Here is a 17,006-nt window from a genome sequence, read left to right on the forward strand (position 1 = left end):
GGCCAACGGCTTGTGAGGTGGCGGGTTTGACGGAGGTTCAGCATCTGGCGCGGGTCTACAGCGACCGCTCCTATGTGCACACCACGACCGTGCGGCACCAGGGCAGCACGGTCGCCTTCGCGATGGACGACCAGCGACGGATCGTCTACACGGTCCTCGACCTGTCGCAGCACGACGAGGCGCGCGGGGAGGCGGATGCGGCGTACTGGTCGGAGAACCCGCTGCCGCTGCCGTTCCCGGCGGAGCTGGCCCGGGTCGGCTACGCGGTGGCCGGTGCGGTGCGGATGCCCGTGGTCAAGCGCGGCGGGCGGGTCGAGGCGGATCCGGCGGAGCGGCTCGGCGACGACGAACTGGACCCGTTCCTGTCCAGCACGGCCAGGCTCGGTGCGGCCGCGCCCTTCCACGTGGTCTCCGACGGCACCCACCTGTACGTGCTGCGCCAGTCGATCCGGGCCGACGACGCGGACGCGGTCTTCCGGCTCGCCGACGGCACCGGCTCCTCGGCCGACCCGACCCGCACCGACTACCTCGCCGGCGGCGGTGCGGGCCGGACGCCGGTGGTCGACGCCACGCTGCTCTGCGACCGGTTCCTGCTGGTCGGCGGCGAGTTGAAGCCGGTGCTGGAGGTCCGCTACCGCCGCAGCCGGCACAAGGGCCGCCCGGACTCCGCGAAGGACAGCCTCGGCACCCGGGACATGGAGGGCCGGGCGTTCATCGAGCCGACCCAGGAGCTCAACTTCGTCCGCAACCTCTCCCGCGGCCGGTTCACCGCCCTGCTGGTGCCCACCGCCGTGCACGGCAGGGAGCGCTGGCAGATCTTCGCGCACAACGACGCCACCGCCCGGATCGACGGCTTCAGCGTCGAGCGCAGCCGCGACGGGCTGTTCAACACCCAGGGCTCGCAGGCCTGGACCAGCCCCGACGAGCGCTACCGCGAGGCCGTCTACGAACCCGCCCCCGGCACCTGCCCGTTCACCGGCCGGCCGCTGGTACCGGCGGTGAGCGAGAGCGGCCACGCCGAGACGGCGCTGCGCTTCGACGGCGTCGACGACGTGGCCGAGCTGCCCGCCAACACCCTCCAACTCGCCGACGCGGACTTCACCGTGGAGTTCTGGGCCCGGCGCACCGCGACCGGCGGCCGGGAGGACTTCCTGATCGGGCACGGCGCGGCCGCCGGCGCCCGGCTGCGCAGCCTGCACATCGGCTTCCGCTCGGACGACACCTTCGCCTTCGCCTTCTACGCCGACGACCTGAACGTCGGCCGGCGCACCAGCGACACCGACTGGCACCACTGGGCCTGCGTCTTCGTCCGCGCCACCCGCGAGCAGATCGTCTACCGCGACGGCGTCGAACTCGGCCGCCGCACCACCGACATGCCCTACGCCGGTCTCGGCCCGCTGACCCTGGGCCGCGCCCTCGGCTCGTTCGGCCGCGCCGAACTGGACGAGGTCCGGATCTGGAACCGCCCCCGCAGCGGCGACGAGCTGGCCGCCGACCGCGGCCGCCGCCTGATCGGCAACGAGCCCGGCCTGGCCGTCTACTACCGCTTCGACGAGGGCGCCGGCGACACGCTGTACGACCAGACGGACAACGCCCGCAACGCGGCTCTGCGCGGCGGGCCGGCCTGGATCACCTCCGAGGCCCCGATCGGCGACAACCCCGGGGTGCGCCGCGACAGCTTCGCCTTTACCGGGCGCACGGTGGTCTCCGGCCTCTCCGCCGTCCTGCACCACCAGCAGGAGGCCTCCCCGGCCGGGTACGACGGCGCGGCCAAGCCCGTCAAGCGCCAGGCCCGGGTGCTGCTCGCCTGCGCCACCGGCGGGCCCGACCCGGTGACCGGCAAGGCCACCGACGACGCCTACCTCGCCACCCTCGACCTGGGCGTCGGCGGGGACGGCCGGCTGGCCGAGATCCCGGACCGGGTGGCCCTGCCGGTGCTCGCCGCCCCCGACTCCAGCGGCGCCGTGGACGCCGTCGGTGACCTGGACGCCCAGGTGGCCAAGCTCGTCCGGGACGTGGCCAACTCCGAGGCGGAGATCGCCCGCCTCCAGCAGGAGACCGCCGAGGTCCCGGAGTTGGAGCGCCGGCGCGCCGAACTGCGGGCAGGCCAGGACGACGACGTCACCCTCTGGCGCTACCGGCTGCGGTTCAGGCTGCCCAAGGACGGCCGGGACCAGTACCTCGCGGTGGAGAACGACCGCAAGGACGCGACGGCCCCGCTGGTGCGCACCGCCAACCGGACGGCCGCCTCCACACTGTGGACCTTCGAATCCACCGGCACCAACCTCAACGGCGTCCCCTGCTACTTCCTGCGCAACGTCGACTCCGGTCTGGACATGAACCTCTCCGGCGGGAAGACCGACAACGACACCCCGCTGATCCAGTACCGCCGGGAGGCCGACAACGACGCCACCCACTTCGCGCTGGACAGCTGGAACGGCCGAGGCCTGGTGGTCCGCCGCAGCGGCAAGCTGGTCTGCGCCCGGGACAGCCAGGGCGACCGCATCGTGCAGTACGACTACGGGACGGTCAACGCCTCCGGCGAGGGCGTCATCGTGCTGGAGAAGGACGGCGCCTCCGGCAGGCCGGGCGCGAGTGCCGCCCAGCGGAACCAGCAGATCCTGGACATCGACAATCGGCTGCTGACACTGGGCGGAAAGCAGGACGCGCTCGCCCGCCACCGCCGCGACCTGCCGGCCCGGCAGGCCCTGCTGGCAGCCAAGCGCGAGGAGCTGGGCCGGCTCACCGGCGGCGTGCGCGGCTCCGACGACATCGCCCTGCCGATGTCCCAGCTCTCCGTCGACCGCACCGGCCTCAGCAGCTCCGGCGCGCTGCTCGCCTTCGCCCGGGGCAGTGACCGGCCGTTCCTGCTGGACAGCGCCACCGGCAGCCTGGTGCTCTACTTCCGGGGCGCCAACGGCCAGTTCTTCGCCGGCTACTACGACACGCAGGTGCTGCGCTCCTCCCGGCGGCTGACGGCCGGCGGCAAGGCGCTCGCCTTCACCGCCCGCGATGCCGCCACCGACCTGGCCGCGGCGGAGATCACCGTCGAGGTCGGCGACAACCCGGCCCAGGTCAAGCTGACCATCCGCCGGGACGGGCAGAGCGAGCAGTGGTCCCACCTGCCCCGCCGGGCCGAGGACTTCGCCGCCGTGGTCAACGGCGCGGCCGAACAGCCGGTGCCGATCGGCACCGTGCTGCGGATCGACGGCGGCGTGGTGGAGTTCACCGAGGGCACCCTCGCCCGGCTCGCCGGCCCCGGCTTCGTCACCGTCGGCGGCCACGGCTTCCGCTTCGAGGGCGACCACCCCGCCGGCAGCAAGTCGCTGAAGCTGGGCGCGGGCGCGGACCCGACGGTGCTGAAGCCGGGCATGGGCGTGCAGCGGGTGCGCTACGACCAGCGCTGGGCCACCGCCTCCGCGCCCGGTGTGGCGCTCTCGTCCGGCTCCCGGCTGGTCACCGTCGACCCCGGCGGCCTCGCCGAGATCCCGGTCGGCACCGCCGGCGACCTGCTGCGCGGCCACGGCGGACGCTGGCGCGCCGACATGCCCGGCCGCGCCTACGCCTTCGACGGGCAGGGGCGCTTCCTGGCCCTGCCCGCCGAGCAGCTGCCGCGGGCCGCCACCCCCGGTGACCTCACCCTGGAGGCCTGGGTGAACCCCGAGCGGGTCGAGGGCCCGGTGCGGCTGGTGCACGCCAACGCGGGCGACACCCCGTACGGCCTGGGGCTGCTCGGCGGCCCCGCCGCCTCGGCGCTGGCCTACGACGGGGTGAGCGCCGCCGCGGTGGTGCCCGGCGCGTTCGGCTTCGGCGACGGCGACTTCACCGTCGAGTTCTGGGCCCGCCGCACCGCCGTCGACGAGCGCGACCACTTCGTCCTCGGGCACGGCGGCGACCAGGGCCGCAACAACGAGAGCCTGCACATCGGCTTCCGGTCGAACGGCAAGTTCACCTTCGCCTTCTTCGGCGACGACCTGGACACCACCCAGCGGTTCGGCGACACCCAGTGGCACCACTGGGCCTGCGTCTTCGAACGCGGCACCAGCCAGCAGGTGGTCTACCGGGACGGCCAGGAGATCGCCCGCCGCACCGCGAGCGCCCCCTACCGGGGCCAGGGCAGGCTCTCCCTGGCGCAGGTGCCCTTCCAGGCCACCAAGTTCGCCTCCCTACAGATCGACGAAGTCCGGCTCTGGTCCAGCGCGCGCGGCGGCGACGACGTGCGCGCCGCGATGAAGCGCCGGCTCACCGGCGGCGAGACCGGGCTGCTCGGCTACTGGCTCTACTCCGCCCCGGCGGCCGGTGCGCAGCCCGTGCTGGCCGACCGTTCCGGCAACCAGCGGCACGCCGAACTGCGCGGCAAGCCGGGCCCGGTGCCCGCGCCGTCGCCGATCGAGGGCGGCCGCTACTGGGCCGTCGCCACCGTCGGCGATCGCCGGGTGGTCAGCCGGGAGACCTTCCCGCTGAGCGAGTGGAGCCACTTCGCCGCCGCCTACCAGCAGTCCTGGGCCGTCCGGTTGGACGGCGAGGCCTACCTGGAGGTCGCCGACGACGACGCCCTCGACATCGCCGACGACCTGACGCTGGAGGTCTTCGCCCGCCTCGACCGGCTCGGCGAGACCCAGGGCCTGCTCTCGAAGGGCCGCACCGCCGACGGCGCGGGCGGCAGCGTGCCGTACCGCCTGGCGGTGCTGCCCGACGGCAGGCTGGAGTTCGCCTTCGAGGAGCCCGAGGGCCGGGCCGTGCGGTACACCTCCACCGAGGGCGTCAAGGCCGGGGCGTTCCACCGGATCGCGGTGGTCCGCAAGAGCGGGCGCTCGATGCAGGAGCAGAAGGGCACCCGCCAGATCACCGCGGCCGGGGCCGACGGCAAGCCGGTGACCCAGAGCGTCGAGCTGGTCGAGTCGGTGGCGGTCCGCGAGTGGCAGGACATCCGCTTCCACCTGGACGGCCGGGAGATCGGCACGGCCCGCTACGAGGGCCCCGGCCCGCGCGGCAACGACGCGCCGCTGGAGCTGGGCCGGGCCCGCGACGGCTCCGTCGTGCAGCGGCTGACCGGCGTGCTCGCCGAGGTCCGGATCTGGGGCGCCGCCCGCGACGCCGCCCGGCTCGGCACCGCCGTCACCGCCCGCGACCGGGGCCTGATCGCGCACTGGCGGTTCGAGGAGAACGCCGGCGGCACGGCGGCCGACGCCACCGGCTCGCACCCCGCCCGGCTGCGCGGCGCCCGCTGGGTCCGCAACCCCGACCCGCGCGGCAGCGTCTTCCGGCTCTACCGCAACGGCGTCGCCGTGGCCTGCGACCCGGCGGGCACCCCCGGCGCCCCCGACAGCGCGGCCCTCGCCGACGCCGGCGACGCCCAGCTGACCCTGGGCGCGGTGATCAGGGGCGGCAAGGCCGCGGAGTCGTTGAACGGCGTGCTGGAGGAGGTGCGGATCTGGCGCACCGCCCGCACCCACGAGCAGTTGCTCGACAACCTCTTCACCCGGCTCAAGGGCGAGAAGGAGGACCTGGTCGCCTACTGGCCGTTCGACCGCGACTCCACCGAGCCGGACGTCGCCCAGGTCCGCGACGACGGCCTGCGCGGCAACCACCTGCGCCTGGGCGCCGAGGCCACCCGCCCGCGCACCGTCCTGTCCAGCGCGCCGGTCTCCACCGACACCGCGCAGGTCCGCTCGGCGCTGGCCGGCATGCGCACCCCGTTCCACGAGACCGTCTCCGCCGCCCCGGCCGTGGCCGAGTACGCCGACATGCAGTACGGCGTCCGCGGCGAGGCGTTCGGCGTCCTCAAGCGCGCCTACAGCTACCTGCGGGACGGGCGCTGGCACCTGGTCACCGGCTACAAGGTCGGCGAGCTGGTGAGCGAATGGGTCAGCCAGATCCAGTTCGACCCGCAGCTCGTCGGCTACGTGGAGGGCGCCCCGCCGGTCCCCTCGGAGAACCTCACCGCCGGGCTCACCGACCCCGGCAGCGACACCTTCGAGGGCGCCTCCTCCGTCCAACTCACCGAGGCCGAGCAGGTGGTGCGCTCGCTGTCCTCCGCCAAGGAGCGCAGCGTCGACGCCGCCTTCGGGTTCGCCCTGTCCAACGAGGTGGACGTCGACGTCTGGATGATCACCGCCCCGCTCGGCTTCGGCATCGCCAAGGCCATCGCCAAGGGCGGCGTCTCCGCCGGCGTGCGCGGCAACCTGGAGTTCTCCAACAGCTGGGCGGAGGAGACCTCCGTCTCCCAGGGCGAGAACACCGCCCGCACCACCAAGGTCTCCCTCACCGGCCACTGGGAGGACCCGGGCCGCCTGCTCAACCCCGCCACCGGCCGCCGCTACGTCCCGGCCAACACCGGCTTCGCCGTCGTGCAGTCCCAGACCGCCGACGTCTTCGCCCTGCGCCTGGCCCACAGCGGGGCCCTGGTCGCCTACCGCATCCAGCCCAACCCCGACATCCCCAAGGACTGGAACGTCATCCCGTTCCCGATCAACCCCCGCTACACCAAGCAGGGCACCCTCGACGGCACCGTCGGCTTCGACGAGCGCGGAAAGGTCGCCGACCCCGACTACCGGGGCACCCGCGAGCGCGGCGAGTACAGCTACTTCAAGCCCCGCGAGGCGTACGCGCTCAAGCGCCGCATCCAGCGCGACCAGCAGCGCCTGCACAGCTACTACGACACCGTCTCCACCGAGACCCACGCCCCCGACCCCACCGCCCAACGGGCCGGCCGGGTACTCGGCGGCGCGATCGGCACCGACGCCTCGCCGGCCCGCGAGCGGGGGACCACCGACAGCGCCACCGGCCAGGGCTTCTCCCGCCGGGACCTGGTCAACACCTACGTCTGGACCGCCGCCGGAGGGTTCTTCGCCGAGACCACCGAGACCACCGACGTGGTCAGCGAGACGACCTCGGGCTCGTACTCGCTGTCCGGATCGGTCGGCACCTCGGTCGGCACCTCCTTCCAGATCGCCGGCATCGGCATCGGCGCCCAGCTGGACGCCTCCGTCGGCGGCGGGATGACCGCCACCCGCGCCCGGGGTAAGGAGGCCACCCGCTCCTTCGGACTGAACGTGGAGGTCAACCCCGCCACCAACCTCCAGCGCTACGACCAGGACCGCAAGCCCGTCTTCGACCAGGACGGCCAACCCGTCAAGGTGCCCGGCAAGGTGGACGCCTACCGCTTCCTCAGCTTCTACCTCGGCGAGGACAGCGAGCACTTCGAGACCTTCTTCCACAAGGTCGTCGACCCCACCTGGCTCGCGAACGGCAACGACCCCAACGCGGCGGCGCTGCGCCAGGCCCGCCAGTCGGACCGCAAGCCCCCGTGCTGGCGGGTGCTGCACCGGGTCACCTTCGTCAGCCGGGTGCTGCCCGCCGTCCCGCCGGCCGGGGCGCCGCCGCTGGAGAAGGCCATGCGCCAGCTCGACGTGGAGAGCAACTACGAGCTCATCCGCCGCCTCGACCCGTACGTGAAGGGCGCCGCCACCGGCCTGCCCGAACTCGCCGAGGCCACCCGCTCCGCGCTCGCCGCCCAACTGCCGGAGTTGCTCCCGCACGCGGCGGACGTGACCGGCTTCCTCGCGCAGTACTACGGCGTGGACGCCTGAGCACCCAGGTCCGCTCTGTCGGATCACGTCGCGCGCCCGGCGTGATCCGAAAGAGCGGGCCCACCACCGAGGGCTGACCTCACGGCTCAAGGCCTCGCCGACGGCGAGGCCTTGAGCCGTGTTCAGGTCCCGTGCCCGCTCGCGCGCGGCCGTTGGAGCAGCAGGTCGGCCTGGAGCCTGCTGGTCACGCCGAGTTCGGTGTTGATCCGGAGACGATTGGTTGACAACCGCACCCGCAGGAGCCCGGCGCGGCGTCAGTAGTTCGCGGACTCCTCCAGGACCCACCAGGCCCACAGGCTGAACGGGGTGCCGATCCCGCCCACGACGACCGCGATCCACAGCGGCCAGTAGCCGCCGTCGGTGACGGGATCCCGCTGCGGGTGGACGGGATCGATCCGCACGTCGACCCGGTGCCCGTCGGGCCACTGCACGTCCGTGCCCTCGGCGGCGCGGTACTCGTGCCCGTCCGCCGTCCAGAGGAAGGTGCACTCGGTACTGGTGTCACCGCTGTTGTGGCAGCCGGTGACGGTGGCGGACACCCGCAGCGTGGCGTGCAGGTCGCGGTCGTGCTCGTGGAACCAGCCGCTGAGGGAGAAGGCGAAGCAGCCGGCGAAGGTGCAGAGCATCAGGGCGAGCATGGCGCCGTGGAACAGGGCGGCGACGGAGCCGGAGCGCGGGCTCTCGCCCAGGGCCGGCCGCACCGGTGAGGCCAGCGCCGCGAGTGCCGCCGCACCGGCCGCGCCGATCCAGCCGGTGTACCAGGGCGTGGATCCCCACGGCGTGCAGGCCGTCGTCACCGCGCCGACCAGCGTGGTGGCCCAGGCCGCCCGTTGGAGCAGACGCGTGGCGGCGCGCGCCCGGCGGCGCAGCCCGCCGGAGGGGGCAGGAGGAGGGGCGGGGGGTCGCTCGTCCGCGATGGTGGTCACCCGGCCACGCTGGCAGAGGGCCGGGCCGGGCACCAGCAAGCGGCGCTCACCCCCGGCGTTCAGCAGCGCTTACGGTGTCGCGACGGGCGGGTCGGCGGGTGTGTTCGGCTCGCTGGGGTCGACCAGGTGGCCGTTCACGCGCGGCTCACTCTCGGTCAGGCCCTGGGCCGCCAGCCGCTCGCTCGCCGCCAGCAGCGCGCTCTGCAGCGCCTCGGCCGCCGCCCGCACCGCCGGCGGCGCCCCCCACGGTCCGGTGCGGCGCAGCAGGCGCACCAGGTAGGTGCCCGGTACCGGCAGCGTGGTGACGGTGCCGGCGCCCGGGCCGATCAGGGCGGCGGCGTTCGCGGGCAGGATCGCCGCGCCCAGACGGGCGGCGAGCATGGTGTAGACGGCGAAGCGGTAGCGGGCGGTGTGCTCGACCAGGGGCACGATGTCGTGCCGGGCTGCCAGGCGTCGGAAGGCCAGCTGCCGGGGTGAGCCGGCCGGGGCGGCGATCCAGGGGCGGCCGGACAACTGGGCGGGGTCGGTGAGCGGGGGCCAGTCGGAGGGGACGACCAGGCGGTAGGCGTCCTCGAACATGACGCTCGCCTCGACGCCGGGCGGCAGCGGGGTGGGTTCCTGCCGGTCGTCCTCGATGACCAGGACGTCCAGTTCGCCCAGGCGCAGGGCGCGCAGGCCCTCCTGCCGTCCGGTCTCCACCAGGCGGGGGGCCAGGTCGGGGTGGGTGCGGGCGAGCAGGTGGACGGCGGTGGTGGCGAAGAACGTGATGGCGGGCGGCGGCACACCGATGGCGACCGGGCCGGCGGCGGCGGCGCCGAGTGCGCGCAGGTCGCGGGCGGCGTCCTGGAGCGCCTGGCCGATCCGGTCGCCGTAGCCCGCCAACAGGCGGCCGGCGGCGGTCAGTTCGGCCCGTCCACCGGTGCGGTCCACCAGGGGGACGCCGACCTCGCGTTCCAGCCGGCCCAGTTGCTGGGACACCGCGGAGGGGGTGTGGCCCAGCGCGCGCGAGGCGCCCGCCACGCTGCCGGCGTCGGCGATCTGGCGCAGGATCAGCAGCCTCTTCGGGTCGAGTTCCACCACTGTGCCGCCCTTTCGCCGCGCCCGGGGTCGAGGACGCCCATCCTGGCAGAGGCCGGACGCGGCGGCGGCGGCCGGGCGGCGGGCCTGCCGGTCGGTTTGAGGGCGAAGCCGTTCGCCGGGCACCTCTCCTCGCCCTTCCCGAAGGGCAGGCAGGCGCGCCGCTGCCCGTCGGCCGGCCGCTCCCGGCGCGAGGGGCGGGACTCCAGCGGGTCGTCCCACACGCCGCGTGCGCAAACAGTCACCGGCGTGCAGCCGGAACCATCCGATCGAAGCCGGGTGCTGGCTCGCGGCCGACGAATCGTCGGGAAAGCGCTGCTGCGGCCGCCATGCGAGGTCCGGGCCTGGCGGAGAGTAGCCTGGACATCACCGAAGGCACCTCGCATGCCGGGCAAGACAACTGGCGTCGTCTCCGGCGAACGACGATGCCGGATCCGGCCCGAGGCCGGGTCCGGGGACAGGTCTTCGATCATGACCACGACCCTCGATCGCGCGATGGCGCCCACCGCCCCGGTACCCGCAGCACGGCTCTCCCGGGTGCCCGAGGGCACCCGGCCCGGTCGGCTGGACGGCGCCTGGTGGCCCCGCTCGCGTGACCTTCTCCTCGAACTCCCTTCCCTCGCCGCAGCGTTGGACGGTCCGTGGGGGCGGGTCACCCGGGCCACCGTGAACCCCGCGCAGTGGCCGACCGTCCCGCACCGGGCCCCGGTCGCCGGGCACACCGTCCACGTGGGCTGGTTCACCGTCGAGCAGGACGAGCACCTGATCGTGGTCTGCTCGTACGCCCCGCTGCGGCTGAACCTGCTGGTCGTACCGCCGGAGACGGACGCCGTCACCGCCGAGCGGCTGATGGCCCGGGCGGCCGACCCCGCCGACAGCCGGACCGCGAGCGAACTGCTCGCCTCGGAGCCGGCCCGCGGCGCGGCCGGACCGGAACCCGGTACCGACGTCCTGCCCTCGGCGGTCGTGCCCGCCACCGGCGCGGGCGAGGCCGGCCGGCGGGCGGACGTCGCCCGAAGCCGCGCCGCCTCCTGGCCCGCCGGCGCGTAGCGGTCCGGGTGCGGACACGCTGGACAGTCCTCAGACGTGGAACGGGACGGTGGTGACGACGATCTTCGGCAGTGGGCGGAGCGCCCTGCGCAGGCGGGGGGCGAGTCGGTTGTGCAGGAGGCGGTGGCGCCGGTGCCGTACGACGATCTCCGGGAGGACGACGGTCAGGGTGAGGTCCGGGCGCTGGTCGTGCAGGGCCTCGATGTAGTTGACCAGGGGCGCGACGATCGTGCGGTAGGGGGAGAGGAGGATCTTCAGGGGCAGGTGGTCGCCCCACAGGTTCCAGTACGCGCGGAAGCGCTGGGCCTCCTCCTCGCTGGCGCTGATGTGCAGGGCGAGGACGGGCTGGCGGAGCGAGGCGGCGTAGGCGAGGGCGCGCATGCCGGCCAGGTCCAGTGCGGCGATCGGCACGATCAGCAGCGGGTGGATCTCCTCGGGAGTCTCCTCGCTCTCCGCCTCGCGCTCACACTCCGCTTCCGCCTCTGCGGAGGGCGCGGGCGCGCCGTCCCGTGGGCGCGGGCGGGTGAGGGCGCGGCCGGGGACCTCGACGGCGTGCGGGTGCAGGGCGAGCGCCGCGGCGACCTGCTCGTAGTGGTGCCGGATCCTGGTGGCCACCAGGATGAACAGGCCCACCACGAGCGCGGCGAACCAGGCGCCCGAGGTGAACTTGGTGATCGCGGCGGTGACGAGCACGGTCGCCGAGAGCAGCGCGCCGACGGCGTTGAAGATCAGGCTCTTGCGCCAGTGGCGGTCGCGCAGGCGCCACCAGTGCACGACCATGCCGGTCTGCGACAGCGTGAAGGCGAGGAAGACGCCGACCGCGTACAGCGGGATCAGCGGCGCCGTCATGCCGTCGAACGCCGCGTAGATCGCGGCCGCGGCGACCGAGAGCACGACGATGCCGTTGCTGAAGGCCAGCCGGTCGCCCAGCCGTAGGAAGATCCGCGGCGCCTGGTTGTCGCGTGCCAGGAGGTAGAGGACGCGGGGGAAGTCGTTGTAGGCGGTGTTGGCCGCCAGGAGCAGGATCGCGGCCGTGGCGGCCTGGGTGAAGACGTAGCCGAAGCCCGGGCCGAAGGCGCGGTGGGCGAGCTGCGACAGCACCGTCTCCTGGGCGTCGGGGACGACGCCGTCGAGGTGGACCAGCGCGACCGTGCCGGCGAAGAGCACGATCAGCAGGCCGACCATCCAGGTCAGGGTGGTACGGGCGTTGCGCCACTCGGTGGGCTGGAAGGCCGGGACGGCGTTGGAGATCGCCTCGATGCCGGTCATCGCCGTCGAGCCGGAGGCGAAGGCGCGCAGGACCAGGAGCACGCCGACCCCCTCGGTCGCGGTCGACTGCGGAGCCGCGGTGGGCTGGAAGCCGTGGCCGGCCGCGTCGTACAGGCCGAAGGCGATGAGGGCGAGGACGGCGAGGACGAAGGCGTAGGTCGGTGCGGCGAACAGGGCGCCCGCCTGCCGTACGCCGCGCAGGTTCCCGGCGAGCAGCACGCCGATCACGGCGAGGCCGATCGGCACGGCGTCGCCCCGCAGCGAGGGGATCGCCGAGGTGACGGCCTCCATGCCGGAGGCGATCGAGACCGCGACCGTGAGGATGTAGTCGGTCATCAGACCGGCGGCCGCCGCCAGCCCGGGGAGGCGGCCGAGGTTCGCGGTGGCGACGATGTACGAGCCGCCGCCGTGCGGGTAGGCGCGGATCGTCTGACGGTAGGACACCCCGACCGCCAGCATCAGGAACGCGATCGTCGCGGCGATGGGCACCGAGTAGCGCAGACCGGCGGTGCCGGCCAGGACCAGGACGGCCAGCATCGCCTCGGGCCCGTAGGCGACGGACGAGAGCGCGTCGGCGGAGAGCACCGGCAGCGCCACCAGCTTGCGCATCCGCTCGTGCGCGATCGCGGTACTGCGCAGCGGGGCCCCGAGCAGCACGTGCCTGACCCCGGCGCCCGCCCGGCCGAGTCGGGAGGTCCGGGTGTCCTCGCCGCCCGCCTCGACGGGCGACGGCTGCCCGCCGACCGTGGCCACCCGCACGAAGCGGCCGAAGCGCACCGGCCGGATCTCGGAGGAGGCCGGAAAGCGGCCGAGCTCCGGGTCCACCGGCAGTGCCCGGCGCCACGCCTGCGGATCCCCGGCCGCCCGGCCCCATTCCCGGCCCACCCGGCGCAGGACCCCGACCTGCTCCCGGTCGAGGGCCGGCAGCGGGGCGTCGGGACTGGGCGCACCGCCCGCCCCCGCGCCACCGTCGTCATTCTTCGCATTCGACACAACACACAGTGTTACGCATCGCGGCTCCCGGTGACGCGGGGCCGGCCCCGGGCCGTCGAGCAGGGCCGCCCCTCCCCGCGCAGGCGTCCGCCGGCGCCCGTTCGCGCCCGTTCGGCCCCGGTGCGGTCGGAGTACCGTGGGAGGGCGGGGCGGCCCAGTTGCTGGAACCGAAAGGCCGGCCCCGTTCAGCGGGCCCGATCCGCGCCCGCGGAGAGGTGGCGAGCCATGTCGGACGATGCCGGTGCCCCGCACCCCGGGCTTCTGCCGGACCGCTTCCGGCAGGCGGTGAAACCGGGGACGGTCCTGCTGCGCCTGGAGACCACGCGGTCCCGCGAGGGCGCACTCGATGGCGCCTGGTGGCCGCGGTCACGGAACATCGGCGCCGAACTGCCCGGCCTGGTCGGCGCGTTGACCGAACACCTCGGCCCCGTGGTGAGCGTGGGCCTGGACGCGGACGCCTGGGACGAGGTGCCGGCCCGGATCGTCGTCGAGGGCCGGTCGGTGCGCATCGACCGGTATCCGGTCGGCGACGACACGGTGATCGTCACGCGGGGCGACCGTGATCACTTCAGTCTGCTCGTGGTTCCGCCGCAGGCGGGCCGGGAAGCGGCCCTGGCCTCGATGGCCCGTGCGGTCCGGGCCGGCGGCACCGACTCGGCGCGGCAGATCCTCCTGGCCACCGGCATCGGCTCCGAGCCCACGACCGAACTGCACTGACCGGACCGCACGGACCGGACAGCACCGAGGAACGGCCCCGGGCCGGAGGAGGTCAGGATGCGGCACTACCGATGGGTCCTGGAGACCCAGGACGACGACGGCGACTGGGCCCGGCAGAGCGGCGCGCCCATGCCGAACCCCCTGGAGTACGACGGGCCGCCCCAGCAGGCCGCCAACCACGTCCGGGAGGTGTTCGTGCGCACGCTCTCCCGACCGGCCCCGGGGCCCCGGGCGGTCAGGGTCCGGGTCTGGGGCGGGTCCGACGCCGTCGGCGAGCCCGAGGCCGAGACCGAGTGGTCACGCGAGTGACGTGCCCGGTCCCGGCCCACGGGCGGTGTCCGTGGGGTCGGATCAGGAGCATCCCGAGCTGATCTCGTGGAAGTTGGCGTAGTGGTCGTCGCTGTACCAGACGTGGTCGGTGGCGGGGTCGCGGACCAGGCGTTCGGCGTCGCGGTGCTGGCCGGGCTGGCGCGGGTTGACGTCGTACTCGCGGTAGTGGCCGTCCTGGGGGAGGTCGCCGCTGCGGTTTCCGTAGACGTTGCTGCCGCGGATCACGAAGGGGGAGCCGGCCACCGGGTAGTCCCGGGGGGCGTTCGCGGTCGGCCACTGCAGGTCGTGCCAGATGTGGCACGCCTCCTCGACCTGGGGCGGGAACTGGTCGACGGGCAGCGGGGGTTCGAGGATGCCGCGGACGATCCGCGGCGCGGGGTGGGCCGCGGCGGCGGCGCCGGCCGGAGCGGCGGAGGGAACGGTGACGGCCGTCAGGAACAGTGCGGCGGCGGCCATCCGGAGCAGGCTTCGGTGTGCGGTCACGCAGCGGCCAACGACGCCCGGGCGTCACGGATGCGGGAGGTCACCCGGACGGCCCAGCCCTGGACCCGGCGGCCGGGCCGTAGGGTGGGGCGGGTGGATGATCTCTGGGGGCGCCTGCGGGTGCGGGTGGTGCCGCTGCTGGCGGCCGGGGCGACGGTGGCGGCCGGGCTGGGCGTGCGGGCCGTGCTCGGCGGGGACGTCGCGAAGTACGCCGGGGACGCGCTCTACACGGTGCTGGTGTACGCGCTGGTGGTGCTGGTCGCGCCCCGTGTTCGGCCGGGGCGGGCGGCGGTGGTCGCGGCGGGACTGAGCTGGGCGGTGGAGCTGTTCCAGATCACCGGGGTGCCCGACGAGTTGGGGCGGCGCAGCGGGCTGGCCCGGCTGGTGCTGGGGTCGACGTTCAATCCGCCGGACCTGTTCTGGTACCTGGTCGGTGCCGCGTTCGCCGCGCTGGCGCACCGGGTGCTGCGGACCGCGAAGGCCGCGCGGACCGCGAGGACCGCAAGGGCTGCGAGGACGACCGCAGCACCCGGTGCCGCCTGACGTTGCGTCAGAGCGGAAGCAGGTCAGGCCGCTTGGCCTCGACGTGGTCCCCCGAGGACTCCCCGCGCAGCCGTCGGCCGACCCAGGGCAGCAGGTACTCGCGGGCCCACTGGAGGTTCTCGCGCCGCTGGTCGGCGGCGGACGGCTCCGGGGTGGCCGGCCAGGGCGCCTCCGGGTCCTGCTCGGTGCGCAGCCCCAGGGAGCGGGCGGCCAGCAGGGCGACCCGCTGGTGGCCTTCGGGGGAGAGGTGCAGCCGGTCCTCGCTCCAGGCCCGGCGGTCCTGGACGGCGCGCAGCGACCACAGGTCGGCCACCTTGCAGCCGTTGCGGTCGGCGACCGCCCGCATGTGCCCGTTGTACGTGGCGATCTTGCCGCGCAGGTGCTTGAACAGCGGTACGTCCCGGGTGTCGAAGCCGGTGCAGATCAGCACCGTCCCGGCGGAGGCGGTGAGTTGGACGATGGCCGCCTCGAAGCGCTCGGCGACCTCGTCCGGGTCGCTGCCGGGCCGCAGGATGTCGTTGCCGCCCGCGCAGAAGGTGGCCAGGTCGGGCTGGAGCCGGCGGACCTGCGGCACCTGCTCGGCCATGATCTGGTCCAGCAGCCGGCCGCGCACCGCCAGGTTGGCGTAGCGGAACCCGCCCGGCGGCCGTCCGTCGGCGAGCAACCCGGCCAGGCGGTCGGCCCAGCCGGCGAAGGCGCCGTCGGCACCGGGGTCGTTCAGGCCCTCGGTGAAGCTGTCGCCGAGGGCGGCATACGAACTGAGGTCAAGGGTCTCCTGGAGGTTCGGCATGAAGGAGATAGTTCACCCATTCAAGTGACCTACGCCACCGTAGGTGACCCCGCCGGCACGTGAGATGGGCCACGTGCCCCACCCGGAATACAACCGGAGTGCAGAGCGGCGGCCCCCGGAAACCGCAAGATCCCGCCCCCTTCCGCTTTTGGGCCCGCCCGGACGATGCTCGAAGGGCGCGGCCGGCCCGGCCGCCGTCCTTCCAGGGGGAAGACATCCATGGCTCTGAATCCGACCTCCGGTCTGCCCGGGCAGTGGTCCGTCGACGACCGCTGCACCAACTGCGACGTGGCCCGGCAGCTCGCGCCAGGACTGATCCGTGAGCGCGCCGGCCGCTCCGAGCTGGTCCGCCAGCCGCGCGACGAGGCCGAGCACCGCCAGCTGCTCGCCGCCGCCCACGCCTGCCCGACCCGCTCCATCCGGCCGGGCACCGGCCCGCTCGACCCGGCCACCGACCCCTTCCCGCTGGCCCTCGACGACAGCCTGCTGCTGCTCGGCCACAACTCCCGCCACAACGCCGGGGCCAACTCCTACCTCTGCCGCCGTCCCGCTGGCTGGCTGATGGTCGACACGCCCCGCTACGCCGAGCCGCTCGCGGCCCGGTACGAGGTCCTCGGCCCGGTCACCGACATCCTGCTGACGCACCGCGACCACGCGGCGCACGGCCGGGCGTACGCCGACCGGCTCGGCGCCCGGCTCTGGATCCACGAGGGTGACCTGGACGCCGCGCCCGACGCCGACCGGGTGCTGCGCGGCGTCGAACCGGTGGAGGTCGCCCCCGGCGTCACCGCCCACCCCTTCCCGGGCCACACCCGCGGCAGCGTGCTGTACCTGGTCGACGAGCGGTACTGCTTCACCGGCGACACCCTGTACTGGTCCCGCACCACCGGTGACCTGGAGGTGTACGACACCGTCACCTGGTACTCGATCGAGGAGCTCTCCGCCTCGCTGGACCGCAGCCTGGACGCGCTGCGCTTCGAGTGGCTGCTGCCCGGCCACGGCCAGCGGCACCGGATGCCCGCCGAGGAGGCGGCGGCCCGGCTGCGGGCGCTCGCCGACCGCTGCCGGGGCCTGCGGCCCGCGCCGGTGGACTTCGGCGCGGTCCGCTGGTGACACCTCGGCGCGGCCCGTCCTCGTGACGTTCGGAGCGGCGCGTCCCCACGACGCTCGGTGCGGTCCGGCCCGTGGCGATCGGCCGCGCGTGCGCCGGAGCCCGCGCCGGGTGCGCGGGGGCCT

General features: G+C 74.4%; 11 protein-coding genes. 6 read left to right on the forward strand and 5 right to left on the reverse strand.

What is annotated here, in order from left to right; all coding sequences use genetic code 11:
* The first annotated feature begins 26 nt into the window (after positions 1-26).
* Positions 27-7,592 (forward strand): LamG-like jellyroll fold domain-containing protein, encoded by a 7,566-nt coding sequence (locus ACIP37_RS12350; protein ID WP_400805918.1) that lies wholly within the window; start codon positions 27-29, stop codon positions 7,590-7,592.
* A 254-nt stretch (positions 7,593-7,846) separates the two neighbouring features.
* Here the strand turns inward: ACIP37_RS12350 and ACIP37_RS12355 are convergent, their stop codons facing one another.
* A complete protein-coding gene (locus tag ACIP37_RS12355; protein WP_363586465.1) occupies positions 7,847-8,518 on the reverse strand; it encodes a DUF3592 domain-containing protein in 672 nt (223 codons plus the stop codon).
* 69 nt (positions 8,519-8,587) lie between these two features.
* The gene (locus tag ACIP37_RS12360; protein WP_363630510.1) at positions 8,588-9,595 is read right to left on the reverse strand and encodes a LysR family transcriptional regulator; all 1,008 of its coding nucleotides are present in this window, start codon (positions 9,593-9,595) and stop codon (positions 8,588-8,590) included.
* A gap of 471 nt (positions 9,596-10,066) precedes the next feature.
* On the opposite strand from ACIP37_RS12360, the gene ACIP37_RS12365 reads away from it, so the two are divergent.
* Positions 10,067-10,645 (forward strand): DUF5994 family protein, encoded by a 579-nt coding sequence (locus ACIP37_RS12365; protein ID WP_363630512.1) that lies wholly within the window; start codon positions 10,067-10,069, stop codon positions 10,643-10,645.
* Positions 10,646-10,675: 30 nt separating this feature from the next.
* Here ACIP37_RS12365 and ACIP37_RS12370 read toward each other — a convergent pair whose 3' ends face one another.
* Positions 10,676-12,523, reverse strand: coding sequence for an APC family permease (locus ACIP37_RS12370; RefSeq protein WP_363630552.1), 1,848 nt, complete (start codon positions 12,521-12,523; stop codon positions 10,676-10,678).
* Positions 12,524-13,132: 609 nt separating this feature from the next.
* Here ACIP37_RS12370 and ACIP37_RS12375 point away from each other — a divergent pair.
* Positions 13,133-13,624, forward strand: a complete 492-nt coding sequence (locus ACIP37_RS12375; RefSeq protein ID WP_363586462.1) for a DUF5994 family protein — start codon at positions 13,133-13,135, stop codon at positions 13,622-13,624.
* A gap of 57 nt (positions 13,625-13,681) precedes the next feature.
* Complete coding sequence (locus tag ACIP37_RS12380) at positions 13,682-13,933, forward strand: hypothetical protein (RefSeq protein ID WP_363586461.1); 252 nt, start codon at positions 13,682-13,684, stop codon at positions 13,931-13,933.
* Positions 13,934-13,975: 42 nt separating this feature from the next.
* Here the strand turns inward: ACIP37_RS12380 and ACIP37_RS12385 are convergent, their stop codons facing one another.
* Complete coding sequence (locus ACIP37_RS12385; RefSeq protein WP_363586460.1) at positions 13,976-14,410, reverse strand: ribonuclease domain-containing protein; 435 nt, start codon at positions 14,408-14,410, stop codon at positions 13,976-13,978.
* A 120-nt stretch (positions 14,411-14,530) separates the two neighbouring features.
* Between ACIP37_RS12385 and ACIP37_RS12390 the strand changes: the two genes are divergently transcribed.
* Positions 14,531-14,980, forward strand: coding sequence for a DUF2809 domain-containing protein (locus ACIP37_RS12390; RefSeq protein ID WP_363630513.1), 450 nt, complete (start codon positions 14,531-14,533; stop codon positions 14,978-14,980).
* 7 nt (positions 14,981-14,987) lie between these two features.
* Here the strand turns inward: ACIP37_RS12390 and ACIP37_RS12395 are convergent, their stop codons facing one another.
* Complete coding sequence (locus ACIP37_RS12395; RefSeq protein ID WP_363630515.1) at positions 14,988-15,770, reverse strand: SGNH/GDSL hydrolase family protein; 783 nt, start codon at positions 15,768-15,770, stop codon at positions 14,988-14,990.
* 219 nt (positions 15,771-15,989) lie between these two features.
* On the opposite strand from ACIP37_RS12395, the gene ACIP37_RS12400 reads away from it, so the two are divergent.
* Entirely contained in the window at positions 15,990-16,883 is an 894-nt protein-coding gene (locus ACIP37_RS12400) for an MBL fold metallo-hydrolase (protein ID WP_400805912.1), read from the forward strand.
* Positions 16,884-17,006 lie beyond the last annotated feature (123 nt).

The organism is Kitasatospora sp. NPDC088861 (assembly GCF_044750105.1).
Lineage (GTDB): Bacteria > Actinomycetota > Actinomycetes > Streptomycetales > Streptomycetaceae > Kitasatospora.

Excerpts from the sequence above, each read along its gene's own strand:
- ACIP37_RS12395 (WP_363630515.1), bottom strand. The coding sequence starts at position 15,770 with ATGCCGAACCTCCAGGAGACCCTTGACCTCAGTTCGTATGCCGCCCTC.
- ACIP37_RS12370 (WP_363630552.1), bottom strand. The coding sequence starts at position 12,523 with ATGCGCAAGCTGGTGGCGCTGCCGGTGCTCTCCGCCGACGCGCTCTCG.
- ACIP37_RS12400 (WP_400805912.1), top strand. The coding sequence starts at position 15,990 with ATGGCTCTGAATCCGACCTCCGGTCTGCCCGGGCAGTGGTCCGTCGAC.
- ACIP37_RS12385 (WP_363586460.1), bottom strand. The coding sequence starts at position 14,410 with ATGGCCGCCGCCGCACTGTTCCTGACGGCCGTCACCGTTCCCTCCGCC.
- ACIP37_RS12375 (WP_363586462.1), top strand. The coding sequence starts at position 13,133 with ATGTCGGACGATGCCGGTGCCCCGCACCCCGGGCTTCTGCCGGACCGC.
- ACIP37_RS12380 (WP_363586461.1), top strand. The coding sequence starts at position 13,682 with ATGCGGCACTACCGATGGGTCCTGGAGACCCAGGACGACGACGGCGAC.
- ACIP37_RS12365 (WP_363630512.1), top strand. The coding sequence starts at position 10,067 with ATGACCACGACCCTCGATCGCGCGATGGCGCCCACCGCCCCGGTACCC.